This is a genomic window from Streptomyces sp. NRRL S-337 (genome assembly GCF_000720175.1).
In the GTDB taxonomy this organism is placed as follows: Bacteria; Actinomycetota; Actinomycetes; order Streptomycetales; family Streptomycetaceae; genus Streptomyces; species Streptomyces siderophoricus.
This window is the reverse complement of record NZ_JOIX01000026.1, coordinates 63,582-85,179: the sequence shown is the minus strand read 5'-3', so window position 1 is coordinate 85,179 and position 21,598 is coordinate 63,582. Positions and strand designations below refer to the sequence as shown.

Genomic DNA, 21,598 nt, shown 5'->3' with positions numbered 1-21,598 from the left:
GGGCTCCTCCCCACGTACCCGTCTGTCCCGCCGTGTTCGTGGACTGCTGTCGCTTTACGTCCACGAACAAGGCCCCTCCGGCCCGTCCCCTCCCGTTGGGGGAGTGTGCGGGTGTGTGGGGGCGCGCGTCGTACCGCGTACACCTGACGTCGCTGGTCAGCGGGAATAGCTTCTCCGGCGTGTTCGGTTGTGGCCCCGCAGGGGGCCCTCGCGACCCTTACGGGATCTGTTCGACTCACCCCTACGGGTCCGCAGACCCCCTTATACCCCCAACGCCCACCCCCACCGCCCTCTTCCCCCTCCCCCAACGGGAGGTGACGGGCCGGAGGGGCCGGTGTTTGGGACGTAAAGCGCCAGCAGTCCCAAACACCGGCCCCTCCGGCCCGTCACCGCACCCAACACAAACCCAGCCCGCCGCAGGCGCAACGGCGAGAAACCACCACGGCGGGACGGCCAAGTACATGCGGGGCGCCGCAAAGCGCGCAACGGCGAGACGCCCCGCGGCGCAGCAGACAGCTACGTGCGGCGCGCCGCAAAGCGCAACGGCGAGCCGACCCGCGGCGGGAAAGACAGGTACGTGGGAGGCGCCGCAAAGCGCAGCGGCCAGGTACGTGGGCGGAAAGCCAAGCGCAGCGGCATGCCACCATGGACCCGTGAACGAGATTCCACGCGGCACGCTGCAGGAGCAGACCTTCTACGAACAGGTCGGGGGCGAGGAGACCTTCCGGCGCCTGGTGCACCGCTTCTACCAGGGAGTCGCCGAGGATCCGCTGCTGCGGCCGATGTACCCGGAGGAGGACCTGGGCCCGGCCGAGGAGCGGCTGGCGCTCTTCCTCATGCAGTACTGGGGCGGCCCCCGCACGTACAGCGACGGCCGCGGGCACCCACGGCTGCGGATGCGGCACGCCCCGTTCACCGTCGACCGGGCCGCGCACGACGCCTGGCTGCGGCACATGCGGGACGCGGTGGAATCGCTCGGCCTGGCCGGGGAACACGAGACGCAGTTGTGGGACTACCTCACGTACGCCGCCGCGTCGATGATCAACACCCCGGACTGACACCGGCGCGAGAGATGCGTCACACCTCCCGCGTCCCGCCCCGCCCCCGGCATGCGGTCCCGGTCACCTCCCGTCACGATCCGGTCAAGGGACCCCGCAAACCGCTTACCGGACGCCCCGCACTCTGACAGCATCCGGTTCATCCGTTGCGTCGATCATTCGTGTGAATCCGGGCGGCTGACTCCGCTCGGCCGAGTGCTGTCGGCCGACTGCGTGCGACCGAGGTCGTTCGACGCTGAACACGGCAGGGGGGACCGTGGCCGGCTATGCCGTACTGCGCGTGCGGGCGCACCGCCTGCTGCTGGTCGCCGCCCTGCTGTCGGTGCTGCTGACCGGGACGGTGCTGGCGACGCTTGCGGCGTTCTCGGAGTCGGTCGGTGACGCCGGGCTCCGGCAGGCGCTGCGCAAGCCCACAGCCCTGAACTCCGTTCGAGCAGGGGAGACCCCGGCGGCGGCCTCCACCGCGCTCCAGGTGAAGGCCCAACTCCCGCCCGAGGCACGGAAGTCCGCGGACCGGGCGGTCGCCGCGGCGGCCCGGCGGGCGTTCGACGGGCTGCCGTACACGGTGCGGACGCTGACCCGGTCCGGGCCGTACGCGCTGCCCCGGACCTCGCAGCCGTCCGGCGCCCGCACCGGTGAACCCGACCTCACCCAGCTCGCCGCCCTCGACCGCTCCCGGCTCACCCTCGTCAAGGGCCGCTGGCCCACCGCGGAACGCCACGGTCCGCTGCCGGTCGCGCTGCCCGAGGCCGCGGCCGCCCGGCTCGGGGCCGGGCCCGGACGGCGGTTCACCCTGGACAACCGGCTGTCCGGGCCGCCCCGGCTGACCGTCGTGGTCACCGGCGTCTACCGGCCCGCGGACCGCACCGACCCGTACTGGAACCTCGACGACCTCGGCGGCCGAGGGGTGCGCACGGTCGGCTTCACGACCTACGGGCCGCTGCTGGCCGACCCGGCGGCGTTCCGCGGCGGGCGGCTGGTGCAGGACTCGGTGGGCTGGCTGGCCACCGCCGACTTCCGTACGCTGACCGCGGACCGGCTGCCGGCGCTCGGCGCCGCGGCCGGCCGGGCCCCCAAGGCGCTGATGGCCGATCCGGCGTTCGCCGGCCATGCTACGGCGAGCACCGATCTGCCCGCGGCGCTGGGGCAGTTGCGGCGGGCGCTGCTGGTGAACCGCGCCACGATCCTGATCGTCGCGCTCCAGCTGGTCCTGCTCGCCGGGTACGCGCTGTTGCTGGTCGCCCGGATGCTGAGCGGTGAACGGGCGGGCGAGACGGCCCTGTTGCGGGCCCGCGGCGCCTCCCGGCGGCAGCTGGCCGGGCTGGCCCTCGCCGAGTCGCTGCTGCTGGCCGTCCCGGCCGCGGTCGCCGGGCCGCTGCTGTCCGGGCCGCTGATCCGGCTGCTGGCCGCACACGGTGCCCTGGCCCGGATCGGGCTGCCGCTTGACACCCGGCTCACCGGCGCGACCTGGCTGACCGGTGCGGCCGTGGCCCTGGGCTGTGCCCTCACGGTCGCCGCCCCGGCGCTGCTCGGGACCGGGTCCGACGCGCCGCGCCGGCGGCGGGCCGGTGCGCTGCCCGGTGCCGCCCGGGCCGGCGCGGACCTGGGGCTGCTGGTGATCGCCGGGGTCGCGTACTGGCAGTTGCGGCAGCGAACCGCGGACGGCGGGGCCGGCGGGGCGGGCGGCGGGGTGCTGACCGGCGACGGGACCGGCGCGCTGGGCGTCGATCCGGTGCTGGTGGCCGCCCCGGCACTGGCGCTGCTCGCCGGTACGGTGCTGACGCTGCGGCTGCTGCCGCTCGCCGCCCGGATCGCCGAGCGGGGCGCGGCCCGCGGCCGGGGGCTGGCCGCGGCGCTGGCCGGCTGGCAGATCAGCCGGCGCACCTCCCCCGGCACCGGGCTCCGTACGGGCGGCGGGTACGCGGGGCGGGGTGCCGGGCCGGTGCTGCTGCTGGTGCTGGCCACCGCGCTGGGCATGCTGGCGATCGGCCAGCGCGCGTCCTGGCAGCGCTCGCAGGACGACCAGGCCGACTTCCGGGCGGGCGCGGCGGTGCGCGTACTGGCCGGCCGGACACCGGAGATGGGGCAGGGCGGCGGCTACGCGGCGGTGCCGGGGGTGGCCGCGGCGCTGCCGGTGGGGCTGGTGACCATGGAACTGTCGGGCGATCGGTCCTCCTCGCTGCTTGCGCTGGACGCCCGGAGGTCGGCGGGCGCGCTGCTGCTGCGCGGCGACCTGGCGGGCGGCGTCGCGGACTCGGCGGGTGCGGCGGACCGGGTGCTGCGCGCGGTGGCGCCGCAGGATGACCGGCCGGTGGGCCTTCAACTGCCGCCCGGCACCGGCGTGTTGCGGGTGACGGCGGAGTTGCGGTCCGTCAAGGCGCTGCCGCCGGTGGACGACGGCCCGCAGCTCGGCGACCCGGGGCAGGACACCGGGCCGGTGCCCGCGGTCCTCTCCGTCCAGGTCACCGACCGGTTCGGGATGCCGTACTCGCTGCCGCTGGGCCGGCTCGCGGCCGACGGCCGGCCGCACACCCTGCGCGCGGACCTGGCCGCCGCGGCCGGTCCGCCGGCCGGGCCGCTGCGGGTGACCGGCCTGCTGGCCGACATGGACCAGTCGCCGGTGTCGTACCGCCAGCGGCTGACCGTGTCCGCCGCGCAGGCCGTCACCGCCCGCGGGGCCGTCCGGCCGCTCACCGCGCCGGCCGGGCCGTTCTGGCGGGCCCACATCACCGAGAAGAGCAGTGACGTGGGCGAGCCGTACGGGCCGCGCGCGGGCCGGGCCGAGGTGCCCGCGGGCGGGCTGCTGTCGCAGACGTACGACACCGGTGCCCGGCGCGACGAGTGGAGCGCGGCGGTGACGACCGTGCGGATCACCGCCGCGCATCCGCCGCGGCCGCCGCTCGCCGCCGTGGCCACCTACGCATATCTGCGCGACAGCGGCTCCCGGGTGGGGTCGGTGGTCGATCTGCCGGTCGGCGGGCAGCAGGTGAAGGCGCGGATCGTGCGGGCGGTGCGGGCGCTGCCCGGCCCGGCGGACGGCCCGCCGGCCGGTGGCGGGCTGCTGGTGGACTTCGGGGCCGTCAACGCGGCGCTGGCCGACCTCGATGCCGCGCCGCTGACCGCCACCGAGTGGTGGCTGCGGCCCCGGCCGGGCGCGGTGGGCCGGGTCGTCGAGGCGCTGCGCACCCGCCCGGACATCGACCCCGGCCAGGTCCTGGTGCGCGCGGAGATCGCCCGGGAGCTGCACGACGATCCGCTGGGGCTGGGTCCGCAGACCGCGCTGACCGCGGCCGCGGTGGTCGCCGTGGCGCTGGCGGCGGTCGGTTTCGCGGTCGGGGCCGCCGGGTCGGTCCGCGAACGCGACCGCGAGTTCGCGGTGTTGCGGGCGCTGGGAGCGCCGCGCCGGCAGCTGGCCCGGATGCTCGCCGCCGAACAGGGGGTGCTGATCGTGCTGGCGCTGGCCGTCGGCGGGGTGCTGGGGGCGGTGCTGACCCGGGCGGTGGTGCCGCTGGTCGTGCTGACCGGGCAGGCCACCCGCCCGGTGCCGCCGGTGCTGGTGGAGCTGCCGGCCGGCCAGGTGGCCGGGCTGCTGGCGGCGGTCGCGGCCGGGCCGCTGCTGGTCGTCGCGGCCCTCGGGCTGCGCCGCGGCGACCCGGTGGCGGCGCTGCGCGGGCAGGGGGTGCGGTGATGACGACCGCACCGACGGCGCCGGGGGCGGGTGAGGGCCGGTGAACGCGCTCACCCGGCCGGGCTGGCTGGGCGTCCAGCTGCGGACCGCGCGCGGTGCGGCGCTGGCGCTGGGCGCGCTGGTGCTGGTCACGGCGTTCCTGGCGGCGGCGTTCCCGCGCGGTGTGACGGCGTACGAGACGGCCGGGCTGCGCGATGCGCTCACCTCGGCACCGCCCGAACAGCGGGCGGTGGAGATCTCCGTCGGCCGGGCGGACGTCACCGGCGCGGACCCGGCGGCCGGCTACTCCGCGGCCGCGCTGGACCGTCAGGACCGGGCGATCAGGGCCCTGTTCCGCGCCCCGCTGCGGACCCCGGCGGCGGACGCGGTGCACGGCGTCCGCACCACGAAACCGCTCACGGCCGGGAACTCCTGGCTGCCGCGGCCGGACGGCGTCGCTCCGGAGCTGTCGCTGTACGCGGCCTCCGGCCTCGGCCGGCACGCGACCGTCGCCGAGGGCCGGCTGCCGCGCGCCGCGGCCCCGGGGTCCGGCACGCTGGAGGCCGCGGTGACCACGGCCACCGCCCGCACCCTGCACCTGCGCACCGGCCGCACCCTGCATCTGAACGGCCTGACCGTACGGATCTCCGGGCTGCTCGCGCCGCGGGAGCCGCAGGGCGACTACTGGGCCGCGGATCCGCTGCGGGCGGCGCCGCGCCGGGCCGTGACCGAGGGCGTGCCGGCGCAGAGGTTCTGGCGCGCCGGGCTGCTGCTGGCACCCGGGGACGGGCCGGCGCTGCTGTCCACCGACGGGGAGCCGGAGAAGTTCTGGCACTGTCCGGTCGACGCCGGTGCGCTGACCGCAGGGGACGCACCGTTGTTGCGGGAGCGGGTGCTGTCCGTCGAACACGGCGCGACGCTGGCCCGGTTGCGCGCGGTGGCCGGCACCGGCGCCGTGGCCGACAGCGCGGTGGACGGCCTGCTGGACGGCTACGCACGGACCCGGGCGGCGATCGCCCCGGTGATCGCGGTGGCCGCGTTCGGCCTCGGCACCGTCGCGGGGATCGTGCTGCTGATGGCCGGCGCGCTGACCGCGGACCGCCGGCGCCCGGAGCTGGCGCTGCTGCGGGCGCGCGGCGCGTCGCTGGTGGGCCTGGCCGGGCGGCTGGCGGCGGAGACCGCGGTGGTGGCGCTGCCCGCCGCGGCGGCCGGCGGCGGGCTGGCGCTGCTGGCGGTGGCCGGTGAGCGGGTGGTGCCGGCGCTGCTGGCGGCGGCCGGGGCCGGGCTGCTGGGCACGCTCGCGCTGCCGCTGCGGGCCGCCGCCGCACACCGCCGTCCCCGCCCGGCCGCCCGCGCCGATCTGGCCGGCGCCCGCCCGTCCCGGCGCCGGACGGTCGCCGAACTGACCGTGCTGGTCCTGGCGGTGGGCGCGGTGGTCGCGCTGCGCCGCCGCACCACGGCCGGCGGGGGCGTGGACGCCCTGGTCAGCGCCGCCCCGGTGCTCGTCGCCGTGATCGCCGCGCTGGTGCTGCTGCGGCTCTGGCCGCTGCCGCTGCGGCTGGCGGCCCGCCCGGCCGCCCGCACCTCCGGGCTGACCGGCTTCCTCGCCCTGGCCCGCGCGGGCCGCGCCCCGGCCACCGCGGGCCTGCCGCTGCTGGCCCTCCTGGTCGCACTGACCACGGCCTCGTTCGGCGGCTCGGTGCTCGCCGGGGTCGCCACGGCCCGGGACCGCGCGGCGCTGACCGCGGTCGGTGCCGAGGCCCGGATCTCCGCCGAACGGCCGCTGCCCGCCGCGCTGCAGCGGGCCGTGGCCCGGGTCCCGGGCGTCGAGGACGCCGTACCGCTGCGGATCAGCGTGCAGACCGCGGACGACGGCGGCCCGCCCCTGTACCTGGTGATCGCTGAACCCGAGGCGTACGCGCGGCTCGCCCGCGCCACGGGCCTGGGCGCCTTCCCCGCCGCGGACCTCGCCGACCCGGGCGGTGACCGGCCGCTGCCCGCGATCGTCTCCCCGCGCGTGCGCACCCGGTTCGGCGACGCCCCGATGGCGCTGCAACCGGAGTACGGCCAACTCGTCGTCCGCCCCCGGGCGGTGCGCGCCGACACCCCGGCCCAGCCCGGCGGCGACTTCGTGCTGATCAACGCCCGGAGCGTGGCCCGTGTGCACCCCGACACCTATGCCGAGGCGGACAACGGCCCCACCACGATGCTGCTGTCCGGCCGCGGGCTGGATGCCGGGGCGCTGCGGGCCGCGGTCCGCGCCCACACCCCGGCGTCCCTCACCGTCCAGGTGTCGCTGCGCTCCGCCGAACGCGCCGAGCTGGCCGACTCGCCGCTCCAGCAGGGCGCCGAACGCCTCTACACCGCCGCGGTGGTGGCCGGTGCCGGCTTCGCGCTGCTCGCCCTGCTCCTCTCCCTGCTGCGGACCGCCCCGGAACGCACCCGCCTGCTGGCCGGGCTCCGCACGATGGGGCTGCCCCCGGGGCGGGGGCGGCGGCTGATGGTGCTGGAGGCGCTGCCGCAGGCGCTGCTCGCGGCGGTCGGCGGGGTGCTGGCCGGGGCCGCCGCGATCCGGCTGCTGGGCCCCGGCACGGACCTCACCCCGCTCGCCCTGCCCGGCGCGGCCGGCGACGGCCCGGGCACCGTACGACTGCAGACCGATCCCGTCTCCCTGCTGCTGCCGTCTGCGGGCGTGGTCGTGCTGGCCCTGGCGGTCGCCCTGGTCCAGGCGTGGCTGGGCGAACGGCGGCGGGAGAGCACCGAGTTGAGAGCGGGGGACCCCTCATGAGCACACGGTCCGAGGACGCCACGGGCGCCCCGGTGAGCCTGGCGGAGCTGGAGGCGCGGGCGGCGGCCCGGCGCGAGCGGCCCGCCTACGGGCACGACGCGCTGATCGCCTGCGACCGTCTGGTGCGGGTCTTCTCCGCGGACGGCGTCGAGGTGCAGGCCCTGCAGGGCCTCGATCTGCTGGTCTCCGAGGGCGAGTTGATGGCTCTGGTGGGGGCGTCCGGCAGCGGCAAGTCGACGCTGATGAACATCCTCGCCGGCCTGGACGTGCCGACCGCGGGCGCCGCCACGGTCGCCGGCCGCGATCTGCTGACCATGGACGCCCGGGCCCGGCTCACCTACCGCCGGGAGGTCGTCGGCTTCGTCTGGCAGCAGACCGCCCGGAACCTGCTGCCGTATCTGACGGTGCTGCAGAACGTCACCCTGCCGATGCAGCTGCGCGGCGGACGGCGCCGGGAGGCCCGCACGAAGGCGGCCGGGGAGCTGCTGACGATGCTGTCGCTGGACCACTGCCGGGACCGCCGGCCGCACCAGCTGAGCGGCGGCGAACAGCAGCGCACCGCCATCGCGGTGGCGCTGGCCAACACCCCGGCGGTGCTGCTGGCCGACGAGCCCACCGGCGAACTGGACTCGCACACCGCCGAGCAGGTCTTCGCCGCGTTCCGCACCGCCAACGAGGAACTGGGCACCACGATCGTGATCGTCACCCATGACCAGGCGGTCGCGGACGAGGTGCGGCGCACGGTCGCGATCCGCGACGGGCGGACGTCGTCGGAGGTGCTGCGGCGCACCGAACGGGACGCCGCGACCGGCCGGGAGGCGCTGGTGGCGCGGGAGTACGCGATGCTCGACCGGGCCGGCCGGCTCCAGCTGCCGGCCGACTACACCAGCAGCCTGGGCATGGCGCACCGGGTGCTGCTGGAGCTGGAGAGCGACCACATCGGGGTGTGGCCGGACCCGACGGCGGGCGGGGCCGCCGGCCGCGGGGCCGGTGACGGGACGGCGTCCGGTGACGGCCCGAAGTCCGCCGACGGGACGCCGTGAGGGCGGCTCAGACGGGGGTGACCGTCAGGCCCGACAGGCCGGTGAGCCCGGAGGGCCCGCCGGTGCGCACCGCGACCGATCCGTACGGGGTGCGCAGCCGCAGCCAGCCGCCCGCGGACAGCAGGGTCAGCGCCGGCGGCTCGGTGGGATGCGGGCCGCCGCCGGCCGCGAGCACGGCCGTGCGGACCGGGCGGAGGAAGCCCAGCGACTGGGCGGCGTGCGCGGCGCGCAGCGGGAGGTGGGTGTCCCCGAGGGTGCGCGACCAGATCTCCCGGCCGATACGGTCGCGTTCGGCGCGGGTGCGGCGCTCGGGCGGCAGTGCCTCGTCCCGGGCCCGGAACTCGGCGACCGCGGCGGCCACCGCGCGCAGCAGCGCTTCCGGCGCCGGCAGTCCCGGCACCCGCTGCCAGCCGCCGCGCGGCGGCAGCAGTCCGGCCCACGGCGGGCCGGTGACGGCGGCGGGCACGGTCAGCGTGCCGTGCTCCTCGTCGATGCCTTCGAGGAGGTCACCGGCGGAGACGGTGATGTCGAGGCCCCCGGACGTGTCGCCGGGGCCCGCGGGCGCGGCGAGCCGGGCCGTACGGATCGCCAGCACCTCGAAGGACGGCGGCCGGCCGAAGACGGCGAGCACCCCGCCGCCGGTCTGCAGCCGGACCGCGGCGGCCCGGTCGTAGTGGATCAGCCGGGCGAGGAAGGCGGCGAGGTCCGCCGCCTCCCCGGCGTCGGCGAGGGCGAGCACCGTCATACCGCGACGGCCCCCTCCTGGTGCGACGCGTCGGCCAGGTACTCCTTGAGGATCGCCTTCTCCTCCGCGGTGAGGCGGCGCGGACGCTCCTCGGCGAAGTTGTACGGCACGACGACGGTCGAGGCCCGCAGGTAGAGGGTGTCCTCGTCCTTGACCTCGTAGCCGACCGTCATCGACGCGGCGCTGATCCTCGTCACCCACAACTCGACGGTGACCGGCGCGGGCCGGTGCACCAGCGGCCGTACGTAGTCGATCTCGTGCCGGGCGACGACCGAGCCCCCCGTGAACGACGGGCTGCCGCCCCCCGGCGCCAGCCGGCGCATGAAGTCGATCCGCGCCTCTTCGAGGTAGCGGACGAACACCGCGTTGTTGACATGGCCGAAGGCGTCCATGTCCGACCAGCGCAGGGGGCACGAGTAGAGGTGTCGCACGAGGTCAGCCCCGGGTCAGCTTCTTGTACGTGGCGCGGTGCGGACGGGCCGCGTCCGCACCGAGGCGCTCGACCTTGTTCTTCTCGTAGGACTCGAAGTTGCCCTCGAACCAGAACCACCTGGAGTCGCCCTCGTACGCCAGGATGTGGGTGGCGACGCGGTCGAGGAACCAGCGGTCGTGGGAGACGACCACGGCGCAGCCCGGGAACTCCAGCAGCGCGTTCTCCAGCGAGGAGAGCGTCTCGACGTCCAGGTCGTTGGTCGGCTCGTCGAGGAGCAGGAGGTTGCCGCCCTGCTTGAGGGTGAGCGCCAGGTTGAGGCGGTTGCGCTCACCACCGGAGAGCACGCCGGCCGGCTTCTGCTGGTCCGGGCCCTTGAAGCCGAAGGCGCTGACGTACGCCCGCGAGGGCATCTCGACCTGGCCGACGTTGATGTAGTCCAGCTCGTCGGAGACCACGGCCCACAGCGTCTTCTTGGGGTCGATGTTGGAACGGCCCTGGTCGACGTAGGAGATCTTGACGGTCTCGCCGACCTTGATGTCGCCGGAGTCCGGGGTCTCCAGGCCCTGGATCATCTTGAACAGCGTGGTCTTGCCGGCGCCGTTCGGGCCGATGACGCCGACGATGCCGTTGCGCGGCAGGGTGAAGCTGAGGTCCTCGATGAGGACCTTCTCGCCGAAGGCCTTGTTGAGCTTGTCGACCTCGACGACGACGTTGCCCAGGCGCGGGCCCGGCGGGATCTGGATCTCCTCGAAGTCCAGCTTCCGCATCTTGTCGGCCTCGGCGGCCATCTCCTCGTAACGCGCCAGACGGGCCTTGGACTTGGCCTGCCGCCCCTTGGCGTTGGAGCGCACCCACTCCAGCTCGTCCTTGAGGCGCTTGGCGCGCTTGGCGTCCTTCTGGCCCTCGACCTTCAGGCGGGCCTGCTTGGTCTCCAGGTACTTGGAGTAGTTGCCCTCGTAGCCGTGGGCGCGGCCGCGGTCGAGCTCCAGGATCCAGCCGGCGACGTTGTCGAGGAAGTACCGGTCGTGGGTGACGGCGACGACGGTGCCGGGGTACTTGGCGAGGTGCTGCTCCAGCCACTGCACGGACTCGGCGTCCAGGTGGTTGGTGGGCTCGTCGAGCAGCAGCAGGTCGGGGGCCTCCAGCAGCAGCTTGCACAGCGCGACGCGGCGGCGCTCACCACCGGAGAGGTTGGTGACCGCCCAGTCACCGGGCGGGCAGCCCAGCGCGTCCATGGCCTGCTCCAGCTGGGTGTCCAGGTCCCACGCATTGGCGTGGTCGAGGTCCTCCTGGAGCTTGCCCATCTCCTCCATGAGCTCGTCGGAGTAATCGGTGGCCATCAGCTCGGCGACCTCGTTGAAGCGGTGCAGCTTGCCCATGATCTCGGCGGCGCCGTCCTGGACGTTCTGCAGCACCGTCTTGGACTCGTCCAGCGGCGGCTCCTGCAGGAGCATGCCGACGGTGTAGCCCGGAGAGAGGAAGGCATCGCCGTTCGACGGCTGCTCGAGACCGGCCATGATCTTCAGCACCGTGGACTTACCGGCGCCGTTGGGACCCACGACACCGATCTTCGCGCCCGGCAGGAAGCTCAGCGTCACGTCATCAAGGATGACCTTGTCGCCGTGCGCCTTGCGCGTCTTGCGCATCGTGTAGATGTACTCAGCCAAGAGAAACCGTCCGGCAGATTGGATCGATCAGGGTCTGTGCGGCACCGCCCCGGGGCCACCGTCCGTCGTACGTCCGTCATGCGTGCGCCGGCGTGGCGTCGTGACGTCCGTCGCGACCGTGGGAGGGCAGATACACCCATCTTGCCGTACGTCCGTCCCCGGAAGGAAACGGGTGCCGAGGGGCGGACGCCCGCGAGGCGGTGCGGGCACGGCGGGCGGGGTGCGGGGGGTCGGGGGCCGACGGCGGCGTCGGGGCACTCATGAGGGCGCGCCCCGGGACCGCATGTCCGTGGCCCCGAACCGTTAACCGTCCGGGGCCACGTTTTGTTCCCGCCACGCGCAGATCGTGGTTCCCGCTACGCGCAGACCGCCTCGTCATTGCCCCGTCGATTGCGTCGTTGCCGCTGGTCGCGGGGCTTGGGGCTGCTGACGAAAACACGGGCGCCCGGCCGGTCACCTCTCGGTGACCGGCCGGGCGCCCGCCGTTACTGCACGCCCGCTACGGGGCGCCTGCTGCCGATGCCCTTACTGGGCGGGGGTGCCGGCCTTCTTCTTGCGGAGGAAGAACACCGCGGCGCCGCCGACCACGACCAGGACGACCGCGACGCCCGCGATCATCGGGGTGGCGCTGCTGGAACCGGTCTCGGCGAGGTCGGTGCCGTGGCCGCCACCGGTGTTGCCGCCGACCGACGCCGGGCTGGGCTTGGGCGAGGGCTTACCGCCGCCGCTGCCGGCGGTCTTGCAGTCGAGGACCCCGGAGAAGGTCTTCTTGAAGCCGCCCGCACCCTTGATCGTGATCTCGTAGGGCTGATCCTCGGCCACCGGAACGGTCACGGTCTGCGACTTGCCCGGGGCGATCTCGTAGTCCTTGCCCGCCAGCTGGAAGCGGAACGCCTCATCGCCCTTGTTGCTGGCCGTGACGTCCACGCCACCCTTGGCGCAGTTCTTCTCGGCGGTGATCGCCGGGATGGCGCCCTGCTTCTTCCAGGAGACCGTGGCGGCCGCGGAGACCGTGGACTCGCTGGAGCCGGCCAGGATCTGGGTCTGGCTCTTGGCGTGCTCGCCGATGCCGGTGAAGGCCCGGCCGACCGGCACCTTGGTGGCGGCCTGCGCGGTCAGCGAGGTGCTGCCGTCCGCGGCGCCCTTCGGCACGTCGAAGAACAGCTGGGTGCCGTCGGTGGCGCTGGTGACCGGCTTGCCGTCCTTGCCGACGATCTTGACGCCGGCCGGCGCACCGGCGGCCGGGGAGATCGTCACGCTGTCGGCGTTGGTGTGCACGGTGACCGGGCCGAGCTTGCTGCCCGACTTGCCGGAGACGGCCGGCGGGTCCAGCGTCAGCGACGCCTTGGGCTCCTCGACGCTCTGCGCGCTCTTCTCCAGGTAGGCGGCGAGCTTCTCCGCCGCCGGGTCGACCGCGTCCACCTTCGCGTGGTCGGAGAAGCGCCAGATCGCGACCTGGGTGCCGGCCGCCGCGGTCTTCTCGGTGAGGTTCCCGGCACCGGCCTTGGAGGCGAGGGCGGCGAGGTCGTTCACCTGCGGGTAGGAGTTCTGCAGGATCCAGCGGATCTTGCCGGCGTCCGCGTTGTTGTGCAGCGACGAGGCGCTCCAGGGCACTTCCTGGTACTTCGCCTGCTGCTGCGTCGGGTTGTGGATGTCGATGCAGTACGTCTGGAGCGTGCCGCCGTTGTCCACGGCCATCTCGAAGAGGCCCGCGCCGACGCGCTGGTCCCCGCCGTCGTTGTGCACGACCGCCTGGTCGAAAATCTTCAGGCCGCCGAGCGTGGCGGTTGCACCCCCGTGAGCCGGGGTCGTCTCGTCCGCCACTGCGGTCCCCGCGGTGGCTATCGCACCCGCCGCGACCAGGCCGGAGGCCACGACCGCGGCGGCAAGGCGGGCTGCGCCCCGCCTCTTCATCGAAAGCATGAATTTCCCCTCTGGGCGAGGCGGTCGGGTGGGGAAGTTGCCTCGCCGGAAAGATCCAAAGAACTCAAAAGCCGAACGTCAGCCCCCGTGAGCCCCCGTGAGTACTCGTCGGATCTTATGGAGCAGGCGCATCAGGGTCCCCAGTAATGGCATCCCATAAGCGATCCGAATCGCAATCGTTACCGAACACAGGCACCCTGACCTGGCATTATCGACAAATCCCCGGAACGTTTCAGGGCACTGCGGCCTTCTGGGGCGAATTCCCCACCGCGACTGGCCCGGTGACTGGCTCGGTGACTGTATTTTTCTGGCCGGCTGCCTCGGTGACGGGCCCGGTGACTCTCTTGGCAACTGCGCCTGTGGCTTCCCTGTCGGCCCCGCCCTCCGGCCTCCCGCCGGGCCGCATCCCCAACCGCCCTGCGGCCTCCTGCGGTTGAGGGGCGAGTCCGGGGCGCGCGCCCGTGGTCGGTTCCGGGTCCGGGCGCGGGGCCTGGAACGGCTCCGGCTCCGGCTCCGTTGTACTCATACGGCTCACGCGGGTGACTCTGCGGAAGGCCGCCGTACCGCGCGACAGGTCATGCCCGATCGCGACGGCGTCGACCTCGGCGGAGAACCAGCGCTGTCCGCCCTTCTCCGGTGGCTGCTCCCCCTCCCGCAGCCGCAACCGCCCCTGCACCACCAAGGGTTCGCCCACCGCCACCGAGGCTGCGACGTTGTCGGCCAGCCCGCGCCACGACCGGACCGTGTAGAAACTCGTCTCCCCGTCGGCCCACCGCTCCTGCGCCTTGTCCCACCGCCGGGACGTCGCCGCGAGCCGGAACCGCGCCACCGTCACGCCCGCCGTCGTCTGCCGGTGCTCCACCGCCGTCGCGGCGTTGCCCACCAGCGTCACCATCGTCTCGTGCACGGAAATCCACTCCCCCGTCTCCGCGCGCTCGCCGGGTCGCTCGCGCTGCGTCGACCTCATGTTGCACGGATCCGGCAAGCCCCGCCGGGGCCTGTGGACAACCTGCCGACTGTGGACAACTCGGCCACCCACAAGAGGGGCTGGGGCGCACCGCCCCAGCCCCTCGTCGTCCGCCCTTCAGGCCCCCGAGGCCACCGCGTACTGCTCCCGCACCTCGCGGTAGCGCAGCAGCTCGGCGGCGACCGGCTCCAGCACCCGGCCCCGGCCGCAGGCCGCCGCCGCGCTCCGCAGTCGCCGCTCGGCGTCCTGCCCGTACCGCCGGGCCGGACCGCGCGCCACCACCCGGCACAGCCACGCCAGTGCCGGGCCGCCCACCGATCCGACGACCGCGGGCAGCAGCCCGGAGGCCCAGGTCGAGGCGTCGACCAGACCGGTCAGCGCCGCCACCAGCCAGAGCACGCCGACGAGCTGCAGGGCGGACAGCATCCCCTGCAGCGCGGCCGCCACCGTGCACCACCGCGGCTTGACGGCCGGCCCGCCCCGTAGCGCCTCCTCGGCATCGGCCGCCACCTTGTCCAGCGCCTCCGGCAGCCCACACGCACCCCGGTCCGCGGCCTCCCGCACCGCCTGCGCCCAGGGCGCCGGCAGCCCGTGCGCCGCCTCCGCGGCCACGCTCCGTACGGCCTGCTCCACCACCGGCCGGGCCGCCGCCCGGACCACCACCGACTCCCCCGTCGCGTCGCCGCCCCAGGCCCCGGACGTCCGCCGGTGACCCGCCGTCACCTGCCGCCCCACGAGAGAGGGCCCGGCCGGGCCCTTGCGGCTCGAACCTCCGGCGACCGTGTCCTGCTGAGTGCCCGTCGGCCCCGGCGGACGCACCCCGGTCGCCCCGCTTCCCACGCCGGTCGTGGCCTGCCCCGCCCCGGTCGTTGCGCGCCCCACACCGGTCGTGGCCTGCCCCACCCCGGTCGTTGCGCCTCCCGGCCCGTGGGCCTGCCGCGCGCCGCGGGCCCGGCGGCCCCGCATCCGTGCCCAGGGGGACCCGCAGGCCCGCTCCGCGTACCGGAGCCAGTCGCGTTCCGCCGCCCGCCCGGTGGCGACCGCACCGACCGCCTCGGCCAACCGGTCCGCGAACTCCTCACGGGCCCCTTCGGTCAGTCCGACCTGGCTCCGGGCCACGTACACCGACCGCAGCCGCTCGGCCGCCGCGTCCACGTCCGCCACCAGCCGCCGGTCCGCCGCGCCCCGTTCGGCGACGAACTGGCCGAGTGACTCCCGTAGTTCCGGCACGCCCTTGCCGGTGGCCGCCGAGAGGGCGAGCACCGCCGCGCCCGGCTCCCCGTGCTCGCCGAGCGCCAGCCCGTCCTCGTCGAGCAGCCGGCGCAGATCGTCCACCACCTGGTCGGCGGCCTCGCCGGGCAGCCGGTCCACCTGGTTGAGGACGACGAACATCACCTCGGCATAGCCCGCCAACGGCCGCAGATAGCGCTCGTGCAGCACCGCGTCCGCGTACTTCTCCGGGTCGACCACCCAGATCACCGCGTCCACCAGCTCCAGCATCCGGTCCACCTGGGCGCGGTGCTCGGTGGCCGAGGAGTCGTGGTCGGGCAGGTCGATCAGGATGAGTCCGCGGAGTTCGGGGCTGCTGTCCGCGGCGATGTGCCGACGGTGCGCGGGCACCCCGAGGCGCCGCAGCAGCCCCTCGGCGCCTGGTCTGCCGCCGGGCCAGACGCACGCCACCGGCTCGGCGGTGGTCGGCCGCCGCGGCCCGACCTGTGAACGGTTCGCCCCGGCCAGGGCGTTGAACAGCGACGACTTCCCGCTGCCGGTGGCTCCGGCGATGGCAACCACGGTGTGCTCGCCGGACAGCCGGTACCGCTCGTCCGCGGCCTCCAGCACCCGCCCGGCCGCCGCCAGCGTCCGCCCGTCCAGCCGTGACCGCGACAGCGCGATCAGCTCCCGCAACGCCTCCAGCCGCGCCCGCAACCCGCCCCCCGGCGCCCGCCGGCCTCCGTCCGCGACCCACCGATAGCCCTCCACCGGTGGACGCGGCTGCACCATGGCCTCCGCGGGCGACTCCTGCGGCGACCCACCACAAGGTTCGTCGTACGGCCCGTTACCCAGCTCCTCGATCGGCCCGTCATACGGCTGCGCGGCGCGGCGCTGCCCCTCGTACGGCCTTTCATACGAGGCGCCGATGGACGCCGTGGCAAACGACCCCACGCGCCCCTCACCGAACGATCCGTCCCGCCCCTCGCCGGACGACCCGCCCCGCGCCTCTCCGAACGAGCCGGAAGGCCCGGCGCCGTACGAACCGGACCGTCCGTCGCCGGACGAAGCGGCACGGCCGGCTCCGTATGCCCCGGTAGGGGTAGTGCCACAGGACGCGGTAGGGGCAGCGCCAGAAGACGCGGTACCCGACTCGCCAGCCGATACGGCGCGCGGCGCGCCACCCGGCCCGCCGTACGGCCCTCCGTATGTCCCGGCGTGCGCTTCGGCGTAGACCTCGGCGTAGGCCCCGGGATATGCCCCCACGCATGACCCACCACCCGCTTCCTCGGCACCGGCGCCCGAAGTGCCCTCCGCCGCACCGGACTGCGGCTCGCCCCGTGACTCGACCCGTGGCTCGATCCGCGCCCCGCCCGTCCCCCGCCGCACGCCCGGCCGCGGAACACCGCCTTCCGGTACCCTCCGCGCGATCAACCCGTCATCCCACGCCTTGCCCGGCCCCGGTTCCCCCGCCGTACGCGCGCTCCCCGGCTGCCCGCTCCAGGACTCGCCGCATCCGACGGCGCCGCTCTCCGCGTCACCCGCTCGCGGCACGTCACCGGCTCTCTCCACGCCACCGGCCCTCCCGGCGTCACCGGCTCTCGCCACGGCACCCTCTCTCGCCGCACCGCCCTCCCCCGCCCCGCTGCCCCCGCCTGAACCCGTACTCGCGGGCGCCCCCTCCCCCACACCCGAATCCGCCGTTCCGGAACCGCTCACCCCGACACCTCCGCCTTCTCCCGCTCTCGCTCCCGCTCGACCACTACTGCGTCCGCCGCCGCTGCTCCCGGCACTACGCCCTCGACCCGTACGCCACCTGCTGCCGCCCTCTCCTGCTGATGCCGAAGCTCCTGCTCCTGCCCCTGCTGCCGCTCGCGCTGCAATACGGACAACGCGGCGATCAGCTCGGCCTGCTGGTCCGGCGGTACGGTCAGCCGGTCCAGCGGCGCCAGCCGCCGCTCGCGCTCCCCGTCGAGCGCCCGTGCCAGATAGGTGGCCAACAGCCGGCCACCCCGGTCGCGGAGCCGCAGTGCGGTCTGGGCGCCCAGGAGGTCGGCGAGGTTCTCGCCCGCCGTACGGGCGCGCCGGCCGCCGAGCAGCGTGGCGGCCAGGAGGGCGGCCGCTTCCTCCGGCTCCACCTGGGTGACGCGTTCACCGGCCGGTCCACCACGCGCGTCACGGGCATCACGCGCCTCACGGGCCTCCTCCTCGGCCAGTTCCTCCAGACAGCGCCGCCAGCGCCGGACGAGCACGCCCAGCCGTCCGGCCGGCCCCGCGGCTTCCGAACCACCCGAGGCACCCGGCGCCTCGGAGGCTCCCGGGGACGCTCCCGGGGCGGCCGCCAACGACAGTTCGAAGGCCGCGGGATCGCGCCGCCAGGCTTCCGCGACCCGCTCGTCGGCCTCCTCCACGGCGCAGGTCAGCAACGAGGTCAGCCCGTCCGTCAGGGCGTCGAGCAGCTCGTCCGACCGGCCGCCGGTCCCGTGGTCGCGCCAGTAGGCGCGGGCGTCACCGGCCAGCACCTCACCGGCGGCCACTTCGCTCCGCACGCGTTCGGCGGCCCGTTCGTACGCCTCCTCGACCCGGCCGGCGAGCCGGAGCCCCGCGGCGTGCTGAGCGGCGGCGGCACCGGCCAGCGCGGGCAGCCGGCTGCGCAGCGAAGCAATCACTCCGGTGGCGGTACGGTCCGCGGCGGCCCTACGGGCGGCCGGGTCCTGGGCGTGCTGTTCCAGCCACTCGCGCAGCCCGGCGACCGCCGTGGCGGGCAACAGCCCGCTGCCCCCGCCTGCCGACTCGGGAAGCTCGGGGATGGTGAACCGCGGTACATGGCCGAGGCCGGCGCGCTGCAGCAGCTCCGCGTACCGCCCGGAGATGTCGGTGGCGATCTGGTGCGGCACCCGGTCCAGCACGGTCACCAGCGTGACGTCGTACTCCTTCGCCGCGCGCAGCAGATGCCAGGGCACCGCGTCGGCGTACCGGGCGGCCGTCGTGACCAGCACCCATACGTCCGCGGCACAGATCAGCTCCGCGGCCAGCTCGCGGTTCCGGGCGACGAGCGAATCGATGTCCGGCGCATCCAGCAACGCCAGCCCACTGGGCAGGGCCGCCTCCACCTCGATCCGCACCGCGAACGGCTCCCCGCCCCCGGATGCTCCCCCCTTACCCGAGCCACTCCCGTCGCCGTATCCCCTGCATCCTCCATGCTCCCCATTCCCCCCATGTCCCCCATATTCCTCATGGTCCCCGTGGTCCCCGTGGTCCGGATGAGCCCCCTCCGCGCCCTCGTCCTCCTCGGGCCCCCAGACCCGGAGGAGCTGCGGCAGCACCCGCCGCCCGGAGAACCAGTGAACGTCGTCGGGATGGCACACCAGCACCGGCGTACGCGTCGTCGGACGCAGCACCCCGGCCTCCGAGACCCGCCGCCCCACCAGCGAATTCACCAGGGTGGACTTGCCGGCCCCGGTGGAGCCGCCGATCACCGCCAGCAGCGGCGCCTGAGGCGACCGGAGGCGGGGAATCACATAGTCGTCGAGTTGGGCGAGCAGTTCGGCCCGATTGCACCGGGCACGGGCGGCGCCCCGTAGTGGCAGCGGAAAGCGTGCGGCTTCGACGCGGTCGCGCAGTACGGACAGTGCGTCGATCAGCCGGGTTCGTACGTCCAAGGTCGCCACATGTGCAGAATGCCCAATTTCGTTGGCTTTTTGAAGCGTATAACCCCTCGTGCGCGCCGCAAGAACCCCCACAGAATGGGATGAGTGACGCATGAGACGATCGCGACAACTGAGACGCAGGCATAACGAGTGCACAACACCCGCCACGCCGCGCGTCAAAAGCGGTGCAGGATTCGTACCTGCCTGCGATTATCGGGACCGCTTCACCGAACCTCCACAACGTGCCACGGAGGTGAAGCAACCGGGACGAGGTACCCGGGCCTCTATCCTGGTCCGCGGTCCGTGATCCACGCCCACACCGGCCCCCGTAGCTCAGTGGATAGAGCAGGTGCCTTCTAAGCACTTGGCCGCAGGTTCGAGTCCTGCCGGGGGCGCCAGGCGAGACCCTCCCTTGGGGAGGGTCTTTTTCGTTTGGGGCGCGCGGCTGGGGGAGGTCAGCTGGGTGGGGGTTCGGGGTGGGCGGCGCGGGATTCCAAGGCGGTGTAGGCCAACTGGAGGGTGTCGGCGGCGGCCAGGGCGGTGAGGGCGCCCGTGGTGGTGCGGGTGAGGCGGGGCCAGAGGAGTTGGGCCGCGGTGAGGGTGGAGGCCAGCCAGACGCTGAGGCAGAAGGGGCAGGTCAGCAGTTCGCCGAGGGTTTCGGTGGGACCGCCCTTGCGGGGGTGTTCGCTGACTTCGGCGGGACCCTCGGGGCCTTCGTAGACCGTGAACGGGGCGCGGAGGGGGCTGGTGACCGAGCCCTTGGTGAGGAGCCTGCTGAGGCGGAAGGTGGCCACTGCGGTCAGGGCCAGGTCCCGGGGGTCGGGCCGTTCCGGCAGTGACCGGCCGCGGCGGCGGATCGCGAGCGCCCACCCGGCGTTGTACGCGCCGAAGGCGGCGAGGGTCGTGAGGTAACCGCGTAGGGGGCGATCCGCTTCGGGTGAGTAGTCGTGCCCGCCGGGCTGCCGTGCGTCGCCAGGCGGCGGTGACTCGGGTGGCTGGGCGTCGGATGGCCGTGAATCGGGCGGCTGGGCGTCGGGTGGCCGGGCGTCGGGCGGCCAGGGGTCCGGCAGGGCGCGGCGACGTTCGTCTCGTCGATGAGTGCGTCTGCCCATGTGGTGTCGCTTCCGTTGCGCGAGGCCGGTCGTCGGTCGTCGTCAGGCGTCGTCAGCTGTCGTGCGTCCTCGTGGGTCGTCTTGGATTCTCGTGGGTTCTCGTGGGTCGTCGCCGGCCCGGCTCTGGCTGTTGCTGCTGTGGTCCCGTTCCTGTGGTCAGGTGCCTGTGGTCCCGTTCCTGCGGTTGGGCTCCTGGGGTCGGGGCCCCTGGGGTCAGGCTAAGCGCCTGGGTGGGAGGGGGCACCTGATGTGGGCGGGCGTGGGGGTGGGGTGGTGTGGGGTGGCGGGTTGGTGGGGGTGGGGTGGGGTGGCGTGGGGGCTTGGTCGGCTTGGTTGCTCTGTCCGCTGCACGCCTGCTCCGCCGCCCGTGCTGGGGCCGGTTCGGTGCGGGTCAGATGGCGGGGGGCCGGGTTTCGGGGTGGTCGGGGCGGCTCAGGAGGTGGGTCGATAGGAGGCCGCCGGTGAGGGCCAGGGTGGCGGCGAGGAGGAAGACGGCGTGGAGGGCGTGGGCCTAGGCGGTGGGGGCCGGGGCCGGGGGCGGAGCGGACTGGTGGAAGACGGTACCCAGGAGGGCGATGCCCAGGGCCGGCCAGGAGGAACCGGGGGCGGTCATGAGGAAAGCCAGGTTGCCGAGGCCGACGATCAGCGAGCCGCCGCCGAGGGTCCAGCGGGCGGGGAGGCGGTGCAGGGCACTGCCGATGAGGGCGGAGGTGGCGAAGAAGGCCGCGGGCTGGGCCGTGGTGACGAAGGCGGTGCCCAGGGAGGAGAGGCCGGCGCCGTCCTGGAGCCAGAGGGAGAGGACGGGCAGGAAGCCGAAGCCGGACAGGTAGTAGACGCAGGCGGCGAGGAGCATGCCGTTGAAGGCGGGGTTGCGGAAGAGGGCCAGGGGCAGCATGGGCCGGTGCGTGAGGTGGCGCGCCGCGGAGCGTTCGACCAGGACGAAGGCGACCAGGAGGGCCGCCCCGGCCAGGAAGCCGAGCAGGGTGGACGGGGCCGACAACGCCTTGGCTCGGTCGCGCCCGGTTGGGGGCCAGACCGCAGGCGAGGGTGGCGGCGGTGAAGGCGGCCAGACCGCGGACGTAGAGGCGTTTGCGGCCCAGGCTGTCGCCGAGGGAGCCCATACCGAGGAGCAGTCCGGCGAGGGCGAGGGTGTAGACGTCGACGACCCACTGGAGCGACCCGAAGCCGGCATGCAGATCGGCGGCGATGCTCGGCAGCGCCACGGTCACGATCGTCGCGTAGACGAGGAGGAGGAACGTGCCGAGGCAGGTGACCAGGAGGGGGAGCCATTTGCCGGTGGTGGCCGGGGTGTTGGGGGTGCCCGGGGCGTCCGGAG

Annotated in this window: 13 protein-coding genes, 1 tRNA gene and 1 pseudogene; 5 read left to right on the top strand and 10 right to left on the bottom strand. The window is 74.6% G+C overall.

The features are described from left to right. The first annotated feature begins 653 nt into the window (after positions 1–653). The 4 genes from IG62_RS0120035 (at position 654) to IG62_RS0120020 (ending at position 8,556) form a co-directional block, all read left to right on the top strand. Complete coding sequence (locus IG62_RS0120035) at positions 654–1,058, top strand: globin (protein WP_030804685.1); 405 nt, start codon at positions 654–656, stop codon at positions 1,056–1,058. A 256-nt stretch (positions 1,059–1,314) separates the two neighbouring features. Then, positions 1,315–4,746, top strand: a complete 3,432-nt coding sequence (locus IG62_RS0120030; protein WP_030804681.1) for an ABC transporter permease — start codon at positions 1,315–1,317, stop codon at positions 4,744–4,746. Positions 4,747–4,786: 40 nt separating this feature from the next. Beyond that, positions 4,787–7,513, top strand: coding sequence for an FtsX-like permease family protein (locus IG62_RS0120025; RefSeq protein WP_030804677.1), 2,727 nt, complete (start codon positions 4,787–4,789; stop codon positions 7,511–7,513). Then, positions 7,510–8,556 (top strand): ABC transporter ATP-binding protein, encoded by a 1,047-nt coding sequence (locus IG62_RS0120020; protein WP_051798328.1) that lies wholly within the window; start codon positions 7,510–7,512, stop codon positions 8,554–8,556. Before IG62_RS0120025 ends, IG62_RS0120020 begins: the two co-directional genes overlap by 4 nt. 7 nt (positions 8,557–8,563) lie before the next feature. Here the strand turns inward: IG62_RS0120020 and IG62_RS0120015 are convergent, their stop codons facing one another. The 7 genes from IG62_RS0120015 to IG62_RS0119985 all read right to left on the bottom strand — a co-directional run bounded on the left by IG62_RS0120015 (position 8,564) and on the right by IG62_RS0119985 (position 19,171). Continuing rightward, complete coding sequence (locus tag IG62_RS0120015) at positions 8,564–9,301, bottom strand: hypothetical protein (RefSeq protein WP_030804673.1); 738 nt, start codon at positions 9,299–9,301, stop codon at positions 8,564–8,566. Beyond that, complete coding sequence (locus IG62_RS0120010; protein ID WP_030804671.1) at positions 9,298–9,732, bottom strand: acyl-CoA thioesterase; 435 nt, start codon at positions 9,730–9,732, stop codon at positions 9,298–9,300. The genes IG62_RS0120015 and IG62_RS0120010 overlap by 4 nt, the downstream gene beginning before the upstream one ends. 4 nt (positions 9,733–9,736) lie before the next feature. Next, entirely contained in the window at positions 9,737–11,401 is a 1,665-nt protein-coding gene (ettA, locus tag IG62_RS0120005; protein ID WP_030804669.1) for an energy-dependent translational throttle protein EttA, read from the bottom strand. A 525-nt stretch (positions 11,402–11,926) separates the two neighbouring features. Further along, positions 11,927–13,324, bottom strand: a complete 1,398-nt coding sequence (locus tag IG62_RS0120000; protein ID WP_078872106.1) for an LAETG motif-containing sortase-dependent surface protein — start codon at positions 13,322–13,324, stop codon at positions 11,927–11,929. A 232-nt stretch (positions 13,325–13,556) separates the two neighbouring features. After that, positions 13,557–14,291, bottom strand: coding sequence for a single-stranded DNA-binding protein (locus tag IG62_RS44880; protein WP_420711083.1), 735 nt, complete (start codon positions 14,289–14,291; stop codon positions 13,557–13,559). A 117-nt stretch (positions 14,292–14,408) separates the two neighbouring features. Then, positions 14,409–16,292 (bottom strand): YfjP family GTPase, encoded by a 1,884-nt coding sequence (locus IG62_RS0119990; protein ID WP_037838724.1) that lies wholly within the window; start codon positions 16,290–16,292, stop codon positions 14,409–14,411. A 923-nt stretch (positions 16,293–17,215) separates the two neighbouring features. After that, complete coding sequence (locus IG62_RS0119985) at positions 17,216–19,171, bottom strand: dynamin family protein (RefSeq protein WP_199812499.1); 1,956 nt, start codon at positions 19,169–19,171, stop codon at positions 17,216–17,218. A 301-nt stretch (positions 19,172–19,472) separates the two neighbouring features. Between IG62_RS0119985 and IG62_RS0119980 the strand changes: the two genes are divergently transcribed. Continuing rightward, positions 19,473–19,548: transfer RNA gene (locus IG62_RS0119980), tRNA-Arg, on the top strand. A gap of 57 nt (positions 19,549–19,605) precedes the next feature. On the opposite strand, the gene IG62_RS0119975 is transcribed toward IG62_RS0119980, so the two are convergent. The 3 genes and pseudogenes from IG62_RS0119975 to IG62_RS48815 all read right to left on the bottom strand — a co-directional run. Further along, on the bottom strand, positions 19,606–20,262 hold the full coding sequence (locus tag IG62_RS0119975) for a DUF1360 domain-containing protein (protein ID WP_078872105.1): 657 nt from the start codon (positions 20,260–20,262) through the stop codon (positions 19,606–19,608). Positions 20,263–20,773: 511 nt separating this feature from the next. After that, positions 20,774–21,262, bottom strand: a complete 489-nt coding sequence (locus tag IG62_RS48820) for a hypothetical protein (RefSeq protein WP_030804656.1) — start codon at positions 21,260–21,262, stop codon at positions 20,774–20,776. 88 nt (positions 21,263–21,350) lie between these two features. Further along, positions 21,351–21,485: pseudogene (locus IG62_RS48815) on the bottom strand (MFS transporter); the annotation flags it as partial. Positions 21,486–21,598: the final 113 nt, after the last annotated feature.

Bases quoted from the DNA above. Each gene is read 5' to 3' on its own strand.
- IG62_RS0120020 (WP_051798328.1), top strand. From the start codon at position 7,510: ATGAGCACACGGTCCGAGGACGCCACGGGCGCCCCGGTGAGCCTGGCG.
- IG62_RS44880 (WP_420711083.1), bottom strand. From the start codon at position 14,291: ATGAGGTCGACGCAGCGCGAGCGACCCGGCGAGCGCGCGGAGACGGGG.
- IG62_RS0120015 (WP_030804673.1), bottom strand. From the start codon at position 9,301: ATGACGGTGCTCGCCCTCGCCGACGCCGGGGAGGCGGCGGACCTCGCC.
- IG62_RS0119975 (WP_078872105.1), bottom strand. From the start codon at position 20,262: ATGGGCAGACGCACTCATCGACGAGACGAACGTCGCCGCGCCCTGCCG.
- IG62_RS0120000 (WP_078872106.1), bottom strand. From the start codon at position 13,324: ATGCTTTCGATGAAGAGGCGGGGCGCAGCCCGCCTTGCCGCCGCGGTC.
- IG62_RS0119990 (WP_037838724.1), bottom strand. From the start codon at position 16,292: ATGGTGCAGCCGCGTCCACCGGTGGAGGGCTATCGGTGGGTCGCGGAC.